The 8537-nt window shown below is 67.7% G+C and carries 6 protein-coding genes; 1 reads left to right on the top strand and 5 read right to left on the bottom strand.

Annotation, left to right across the window (positions count from 1 at the left end; all coding sequences use genetic code 11):
- The 5 genes from H0U68_RS01870 to H0U68_RS01850 all read right to left on the bottom strand — a co-directional run.
- The coding region (locus H0U68_RS01870; RefSeq protein WP_296352464.1) for a DUF1631 family protein at positions 1 to 703 on the bottom strand (703 nt) is incomplete at its 3' end.
- Between the two features lie 18 nt (positions 704 to 721).
- Positions 722 to 1678: a protein translocase subunit SecF gene (secF, locus tag H0U68_RS01865; RefSeq protein ID WP_296352463.1), complete on the bottom strand. Its 957-nt coding sequence runs from the start codon at positions 1676 to 1678 to the stop codon at positions 722 to 724.
- Positions 1679 to 1692: 14 nt separating this feature from the next.
- The gene (gene secD / locus H0U68_RS01860) at positions 1693 to 3582 is read right to left on the bottom strand and encodes a protein translocase subunit SecD (protein WP_296352462.1); all 1890 of its coding nucleotides are present in this window, start codon (positions 3580 to 3582) and stop codon (positions 1693 to 1695) included.
- Positions 3583 to 3658: 76 nt separating this feature from the next.
- Positions 3659 to 3988, bottom strand: a complete 330-nt coding sequence (yajC, locus tag H0U68_RS01855) for a preprotein translocase subunit YajC (protein ID WP_296352461.1) — start codon at positions 3986 to 3988, stop codon at positions 3659 to 3661.
- A gap of 148 nt (positions 3989 to 4136) precedes the next feature.
- On the bottom strand, positions 4137 to 7700 hold the full coding sequence (locus H0U68_RS01850) for an indolepyruvate ferredoxin oxidoreductase family protein (RefSeq protein WP_296352460.1): 3564 nt from the start codon (positions 7698 to 7700) through the stop codon (positions 4137 to 4139).
- Between the two features lie 129 nt (positions 7701 to 7829).
- Between H0U68_RS01850 and H0U68_RS01845 the strand changes: the two genes are divergently transcribed.
- Complete coding sequence (locus tag H0U68_RS01845) at positions 7830 to 8312, top strand: Lrp/AsnC family transcriptional regulator (RefSeq protein WP_296352459.1); 483 nt, start codon at positions 7830 to 7832, stop codon at positions 8310 to 8312.
- The last annotated feature ends 225 nt before the right edge of the window (positions 8313 to 8537 follow it).

Genomic DNA, 8537 nt, shown 5'->3' with positions numbered 1-8537 from the left:
GCCCCCCGGCGGCCCCCGGGCTGCGCCGCGCGCCACCGCTGCTGCGGCTACCCGTGGTGCGCCGCACCCGCGCGCTGAGGTCGATGTCGCGCAGCACGTTGCGCTGCACCAGAAATTCGTTGGTGGTGCGGTAGCCATCGATCAGCCGCTCGGCCATCTGCTTCTGGATCACCTCGCGCGCCAGGGTCCAGCCCTCGCGCGCCATGCCGCTGGCGGTCCATTGCTCCAGCATCAGCTGGGCGATGGTTTCGGGACGCAGGATGTCGCCGCCGGGCAGCTCCTCCTCGTGGTCCACGTGGCGAATGCGCAGCTTCAGGTCGTTGTAATCCCAGACCGCTTTTTCCTGCATCGCCAGCGCCAGGCGCGACGACAGGATCTTGGTCTCCACCTCGTCGTCGCCGATGAGCTCGAGGTTGGTGGTGTCCAGCCGCACGCGGGCATTGGAAGCGGCCGACACCAGCGCGGCGCGCCACGCCTTCTGGGTGCCGTTGGTCCAGGCCTGCCGGTGCTTGTCGAATTCCAGCAGCGCGTCGCGCCGCTCCTGCGACTCGCGCCCGCTGGCCGCCTGGTCCATCAGCTCGCGCAGGCGGGCATAGACGGCGTCGGCCATCGGGGCCAGCACGCCTTCGAGGTGTGCCAGGAAATGCTCCCGCGCGGCACGCCCCAGCGACGCCGGTCTGGAGGGCGGAAGCGAAGTGGCCATGCCGCGCGTGAACCTTTTCTAAACCGTGGCGCCGGCGTTGGGGTCGGCCGGATCGCCTTCGCCGCGCTTGGGCTGCGACTTCACCAGGTCTTCGCGCTTGATGCCCAGCCACATGGCAATGGCGGCGGCAACGAACACCGAGGAGTAGATGCCGAACAGGATGCCGATGGTCAGCGCCAGCGCGAAGTAGTGCAGCGTGGCGCCGCCGAACACCAGCATGGACAGCACCATCATCTGGGTGCTGCCGTGGGTGATGATGGTGCGGCTGATGGTGGAGGTGATCGCGTTGTCGATGATCTGCACCGTGTTCATCTTGCGATAGCGCCGGAAGTTCTCGCGGATCCGGTCGAAGATCACCACCGATTCGTTCACCGAGTAGCCCAGCACCGCCAGCACCGCCGCCAGCACCGCCAGCGAGAACTCCCACTGGAAGAAGGCGAAGAAGCCCAGGATGATGATGACGTCGTGCAGGTTGGCGATGATGGCCGCCACCGCGAACTTCCATTCGAAGCGCAGCGCCAAGTACAGCATGATGCCGGCCACCACCATGCCCAGCGCCTTCAAGCCGTCGGTGGCCAGCTCCTCGCCGACCTGCGGGCCGACGAATTCGGTGCGCTTGAGCGTGACGGCCGGGTCCTTCGCGCGCAGCGCGGCCAGCACCTTGTCGCTCTGCTGGGCCGAGCTCACGCCCTTTTGCGCCGGCAGCCGGATGATGACGTCGCGCGCGGTGCCGAAGTTCTGCACCTGCACGTCGGAATAGCCCAGGCCGGAGACGGTGCCGCGCACCTGCTCCACCTGCGCGGGCTGCGCGAAGCTCAGCTCCATGACGGTGCCGCCGGTGAATTCCACCGACAGGTGCAGGCCGCGCGTGACGAGGAAGAACACCGCCGCCAGGAACGTGACCAGCGAAATCACGTTGAACACCAGCGCGTTCTTCATGAACGGGATGTCGCGCCGGATCTTGAAGAATTCCACTTGCGATCCCCTCGTTACAGCGTTTCCGCCTTGGTTATAGCGCCTTCGGCACCGGGCCGCCAGATGGTGCCGATCGACACCGTCTTGAGCTTCTTCTTGCGGCCGTACCAGAGGTTCACGAGGCCGCGCGAAAAGAACACGGCCGAGAACATCGAAGTCAGGATGCCGATGCAGTGCACCACCGCGAAACCGCGCACCGGGCCGGAGCCGAAGATCAACAGCGCCAGGCCGGCGATCAGCGTGGTGACGTTGGAGTCCAGGATGGTGGCCCATGCGCGGTCGTATCCGGCATGGATGGCCGCTTGCGGCGAGGCCCCATTGCGCAATTCTTCACGAACCCGTTCGTTGATCAGCACGTTGGAGTCGATCGCCATGCCCAGCGCCAGCGCCATGGCCGCCATGCCCGGCAGGGTCAGCGTGGCCTGCAGCATCGACAGGATCGCCACCAGCAGCAGCAGGTTCACCGCCAGCGCCAGGCCCGAGAACATGCCGAACAGCATGTAGTAGATGGCCATGAACGCCACGATGGCGGCGAAGCCCCAGGCCACGCTGTGGAAGCCCTTGGTGATGTTCTCCGCACCCAGGCTCGGGCCGATGGTGCGCTCCTCGATGATTTCCATCGGCGCGGCCAGCGAGCCGGCGCGCAGCAGCAGCGCCACGTCGTTGGCTTCCGCGGTGGTCATGCGCCCGGAAATCTGCACCCGGCCGCCGGCGATCTCGCTGCGGATCACCGGCGCGGTCACGACCTCGCCCTTGCCCTTCTCGAACAGCAGAATGGCCATGCGCTTGCCGATGCTCTCGCGCGTCACGTCCTTGAAGATGCGCGCGCCCTTGGCGTCCAGCGTCAGGTGCACCGCGGCTTCCTGCGTCTGGTTGTCGAAGCCGGCCTGCGCGTCGGTCAGGTTGTCGCCGGTCAGCACCACCTGCTTCCTGACGATGACGGCGCGGCCTTCCCGGTCGCCGTAGCGCTCGTCGCCGAAAGGCACCGGGCCGCTGCCGATCTCGGCCGTGCGGCCTTCGGTGCTCTCGTCGACCATGCGCACTTCCAGCGTGGCGGTGCGCCCCAGGATGTCCTTGGCCTTGGCCGTGTCCTGCACGCCGGGCAGCTGCACCACGATGCGGTCCAGGCCCTGCTGCTGGATCACCGGCTCGGCCACGCCGAGTTCGTTGATCCGGTTGTGCAGGGTCACCATGTTCTGCTTGAGCGCCTGCTCCTGCACCTTGCGCGCCGCCTCGGGCTTGATGGCCGCCACCAGCTTCTGGTCGCTGCCGTCGGCCGACTGGGTCGCCTGGATCTCGGCGAACTGGTCGGCGATGAGCGCCTGCGCCTGCTGCAGCGTGGCCGCGTCGCGAAAGCGCACCTCCACCGTCTGGCCATTGCGCGCGATGCCGGCGTGGCGGATGTTCTTCTCGCGCATGCTGGTGCGCAGGTCGCCGGCCAGCGATTCGGCCTTCTTGGTGAGCGCGGCCTGCATGTCGACCTGCAGCATGAAGTGCACGCCACCGCGCAGGTCCAGGCCCAGGTACATGGGCGCGGCGCGCAGCGCCGACAGCCAGTGCGGCGAGCGCGACACCAGGTTCAGCGCCACCACGTAGGGCGGATCGGCCGGGTCGGGCACCAGCGCCTTCTGGATCGCGTCGCGCGCCTTCAATTGCGCCTCGCCGCTGTCCAGCCGCGCGCGAATCGAGGTGCCTTCCAGCGCCAGCGCCTCCGGCTTGATGCCGGCGCCGTCGAGCGCCTGCTGCACGCGCGCGAGGGTCGATGCGTCCACCTTCACCGCGGGCTTGCCCGAGGAGACCTGCACCGCCGGCGCTTCGCCGAAGAAGTTGGGCATGGCATAGACCAGCCCCACCAGCAGCGCGATCAGGATGACCGCGTATTTCCAGACCGGATAACGATTCATGGATGTTCAGCGTTGGGCGTTCGGCACGCGGGAGCGGACGCCGGGCGGCCGGCGCTCGACGGTTCCCGCCGCGCGTTTACTTGATGGTGCCCTTGGGCAGCACCTGGGCGACGGCGGCGCGCTGCACCTGCACTTCGACGCCCTGGGCCACTTCCAGGTTGAGGAAGTTGTCGCCCAGCTTGGTCACGCGGCCCAGCATGCCGCCGGTGGTGGCGATCTCGTCGCCCTTGGCCAGCGCCTCGATCATGGTGCGATGCTCCTTTTGCCGCTTCATCTGCGGGCGGATCATCACGAAATACAGCACCACGAACATCAGCACCAGGGGCAGCAGGCTCGTCACCGACGACATCATGTCGCCTCCGGCCGCGGCGGGCGCGGTTTGGGCGTAGGCGGAAGAAATCAACACAGAAGCTCCAGGAAATGTGCCGGGACGCGGCGCGCGGCCGAGCCAGCACACGAGCGGTGCTGGACGGCAGGAAGCCGGATTGTATGTCTGCGCTCGGCCTTGTAACTTGTAACGTATGCCGCCGGTGCGCGGCTGTAGCGCCTTGGTTTCAAGCCGCGCGGCGCTGGTCGGCCGTGCCGTTCCACTGCGCCAGCAGTTCCTGCCAGCGCGTTCGTGCCGCGGCCAGGTTGCGTTCCTTCACGTGGCCGTAGCCGCGGATCTGCTCGGGCAGGCGGGCGATCTCCACCGCCAGCGCGTGGTTGCCGGCATCCAGCCGCGGCAGCAGGCCAGCGATGCAGTCTCGGTACTCGCGGATCAGGGCGCGCTCGGTGCGGCGCTCCTCGGTGCGCCCGAACACGTCCAGCGCGGTGCCGCGCAGGCCCTTGAGCTTGGCCAGCAGACGGAACGCCAGCACGGTGGACGGGCCGAACTTGCGCTTTTGCAGCTCGCCCTTCTCGTTGGGCTTGGACAGGATCGGCGGCGCCAGGTGGTAGTGCACCTTGTAGTCGCCCTCGAACTGCGATGCGATCTTCTCCAGGAAGCCGGTTTCGGTGTGCAGCCGCGCCACCTCGTATTCGTCCTTGTAGGCCATCAGCTTGAAAAGGAAGCGCGCCACCGACTCGGTCAGCACGGTCTTGCCCAGCGGCGCTTCAGCGGCGCGCACGGTCTCGACGAAGGCGCGGTAGCCGGCGGCATAGGCCGCGTTCTGGTAGCCGGTGAGGAAGTCCACCCGGCGCGCCACGACGCTGTCGAGCGTGTCGCGCTTCTTGAACGCGATCACCTGCGCCGGCGCCAGCAGTTTTTCCACCGACGCCCAGTCGTGCGCGGCGCGCCGGCCCCAGGCGAAGGCCGCCTTGTTGTTCTCCACCTGCACGGCGTTGAGCTCGATGGCGCGCATCAGCGATTCATGTTCCAGCGGGACCCAGCCCTTTTGCCAGGCGAAGCCCAGCATCATCGGGTTGGTGTAGATGCTGTCGCCCATCAGCGTGCCAGCGGCGGTGTCGGCGTCGAACACCGCCACGCCGTCCGTGCCGACGGCCGTGGCGATCTCCGCCACGCATTCGTCCGAGGGGTTGTCCCAGTTGCCGTTCTTGACGAAGGCCGCCGTCGGCGTGCCGTGGCCGTTGAGCGCCACGCGGGTGCGGCCCTCGCGCATGCGCAGCACGGTTTCCTTGCCGGCGGTGACCAGCGGGTCGCAGCCGATGATGAGGTCGGCGGCGGCCATGCCGACCCGCGTGGTGCGGATGTCGTCCTGGCTGGCGCCGATCAGCACGTGGCTCCAGGTCGCGCCGCCCTTTTGCGCCAGGCCCGCCGCGTCCTGCGTGACGATGCCCTTGTTCTCCATGTGCGCCGCCATGCCCAGCAGCTGGCCGATGGTGATGACGCCGGTGCCGCCGACGCCGGCCACCACGATGCCGTAGGCCGTGCCGATGCGCGGCAGCTGCGGCTCGGGCAGCGGGCCCAGCGCATCCAGCGACGCAGGCGACTGCGCCTTGGACTTGCCCTTCATCTTGCCGCCTTCGACGGTGACGAAGCTCGGGCAGAAGCCCTTCAGGCAGCTGGTGTCCTTGTTGCAGGTGCTCTGGTTGATGGTGCGCTTGCGGCCGAACTCGGTCTCCAGCGGTTCCACCGACAGGCAGTTGGACTTGGCGCTGCAGTCGCCGCAGCCTTCGCACACCAGGTCGTTGATGACGACGCGGATGGCCGGGTCGACCATCTTGCCGCGCTTGCGGCGGCGCCGCTTCTCGGTGGCGCAGGTCTGCTCGTAGATGATGGCGGTGGTGCCCTTGATCTCGCGGAACTCGCGCTGGACCTTGTCCAGCTCGTCGCGGTGGTGCACCGCCACGCCGGGCGGCAGCGCGGAGTTTTCGTATTTCTCCGGCAGGTCGGTCACCAGCACCAGTTTGGTCACGCCCTCGGCCTGCAGGCTGTGCGCGATCTGGAACACCGTGTGGCCTTCGCCGCGCTCGCCCACCGGCTGGCCGCCGGTCATGGCCACCGCGTCGTTGTAGAGGATCTTGTAGGTGATGTCGGCGCCGGCGGCGATCGCCTGGCGAATCGCCAGCAGGCCGCTGTGGAAGTAGGTGCCGTCGCCCAGGTTGGCGAACATGTGCTTGTCGTTGGAGAACGGCTGCATGCCGACCCAGGGCACGCCCTCGCCGCCCATCTGGGTGAAGCCCACTGTGGAGCGGTCCATCCAGATCGCCATGAAGTGGCAGCCGATGCCGGCCATGGCGCGCGAGCCTTCGGGCACCACGGTGGAGGTGTTGTGCGGGCAGCCCGAGCAGAACCAGGGCTGGCGTTCGCCCTTGACCTCCAGCACGCTCATCGCGCGCTCCTTGGCCTGCAGGATGGCCAGCTGCGCATCCAGGCGGGCGGTGATGTCGGCGTCCAGCCCCAGCTTCTTCAGGCGCTTGGCGATGGCGCGCGCGATCTGCGCGGGCGACAGGTCGGCCTCGGCGCGCAGCAGCTTCTGTGCGGACGGATTGGCCATCGACCACTCGCCGCCCATGAAGTCGCCGTCGGCCTCGTCGAACTTGCCCACCACGCGCGGGCGCATTTCGCCGGGCCAGTTGTAGAGCTCTTCCTTCACCTGGTATTCGATGACCTGGCGCTTTTCCTCCACCACCAGGATTTCGCGCAGGCCGCTGGCGAATTCGCGCGTGATCTGCGCATCGAGCGGCCACACCACGGCAACCTTGTGCACTCGGATCCCCAGGCGGCGGCAGGTGGCGTCGTCCAGTCCCAGGTCCAGCAGGGCCTGGCGGGTGTCGTTGTAGGCCTTGCCGCTGGCCATGATGCCGAAGCGGTCGTTCGGCCCCTCGATCACATTGTGGTTCAGGCGGTTGGCGCGCACGTAGGCGAGCGCGGCGTACCACTTGTAGTCGAACAGGCGCGCCTCCTGCTCCAGCGCGGTGTCGGGCCAGCGGATGTGCACGCCGCCGGGCGGCATCTCGAAATCGGTGGGGATGCGGATGTCCACCCGGTGCGGGTCGATCACCGCGGTGGCGCTGGATTCCACGATCTCCTGGATCGTCTTCATGCCGGACCAGACGCCGGCGTAGCGGCTCATGGCGATGGCGTGCAGGCCCAGGTCGAGGATGTCCTGCACGCTGGCCGGGAAGAACACCGGCAGGCCGCAGGCCTTGAACACGTGGTCGCTCTGGTGCGCCGCGGTGGAGCTCTTGGCGATGTGGTCGTCGCCGGCCACCGCGATCACGCCGCCCCAGGGCGTGGTGCCCGCCATGTTCGCGTGCTTGAAGACGTCGCCGCTGCGGTCCACGCCCGGTCCCTTGCCGTACCAGATGCCGAACACGCCGTCGAACTTGTTGCTGCCGGGCGGTGCGAAGCCCAGCTGCTGCGTGCCCCACACGGCGGTGGCGGCCAGTTCTTCGTTGACGCCCGGCTGGAACACCACGTTCTGCGCCTGCAGGTACTTGCGCGCGCCCCACAGCGCCTGGTCGTAGCCGCCCAGCGGCGAGCCGCGGTAGCCGCTGATGAAGCCGGCGGTGTTCTTGCCCTGCAGCGCATCGCGCTGGCGCTGCAGCATCGGCAGCTTCACCAGCGCCTGCACGCCGCTCATGAAGGCGCGCCCCTGGTCCAGCGCGTATTTGTCGTCCAGCGTGACGGTTTCCAGGGCTTTGCGGATGTGCTCCGGCAGCGGTGCGTTCATGGGGCGGATGTCTCCAGGGTACGGCAGGGGAGGAACCCTGCAGTGTATTCCGCAGTGCCTGACATGTCTTTGCGTTCGGAGCTCATTCCCAGCTAGGATGAGCAAGGATCTTTCTCCAAAACGCCAATCATGGAAACACTCGATAGGTTCGACATCGCCATCCTGCAAGAACTGCAGGCCGATGGCCGCCTGACCAATGCCGAACTGGCGCAGCGCGTGGGCCTGTCGGCCGCGCCCTGCTGGCGCCGCGTGCGGGCGCTGGAAGAAGCCGGCTACATCAAGGGCTACCACGCCGAGATCGACCGCCACAAGATCGGGCTCGGCGTGCTGGCCTTCGTGCGGCTGGACGCCGACAGCAACACCGGCAAGGTCACGCGCGAGATGGAGGAAACCATCCGCCAGATCCCGGAGATCGTGTCGTGCCACTACATCAGCGGCGCCGGCACCTTCGAAGTGCAGGTGGTGTCGCGCGACCTGGAGAGCTTCTCGGAGTTCGCGCGCAACGTGCTGATCAACCTGCCGAACATGAAGAACCTGCACACCAGCTTCTCGCTGGGCGAGGTGAAAGCCAGCAGCAGCTGGCCGCTGGCGCACCTGAAGCCGGTGCGCTGAGGGTTTCATCCGGTTGTCACGGGCCTTTCATAGGCTCGCGGCTTCACCCAACGGATGACCATGAAGCACGACAGCCTGACCCCGCACACCGATCCCGACGATCGCGAGAACAACACTTCGTCCAATCCGGGCTTCGATGCCGTTCTGGCGGCGCGCCTGAACCGCCGCCACGTGCTGCGCGGCGGCGTGGGCGCGATGGCGATGGCGGGCCTGGGTGCGCTGCCG

The sequence above is a fragment of the Ramlibacter sp. genome (assembly GCF_013697775.1).
Lineage (GTDB): Bacteria > Pseudomonadota > Gammaproteobacteria > Burkholderiales > Burkholderiaceae_C > Ramlibacter.
Note: the sequence above shows the minus strand (reverse complement) of the source record. Positions and strands in the feature narration are given on the sequence as shown.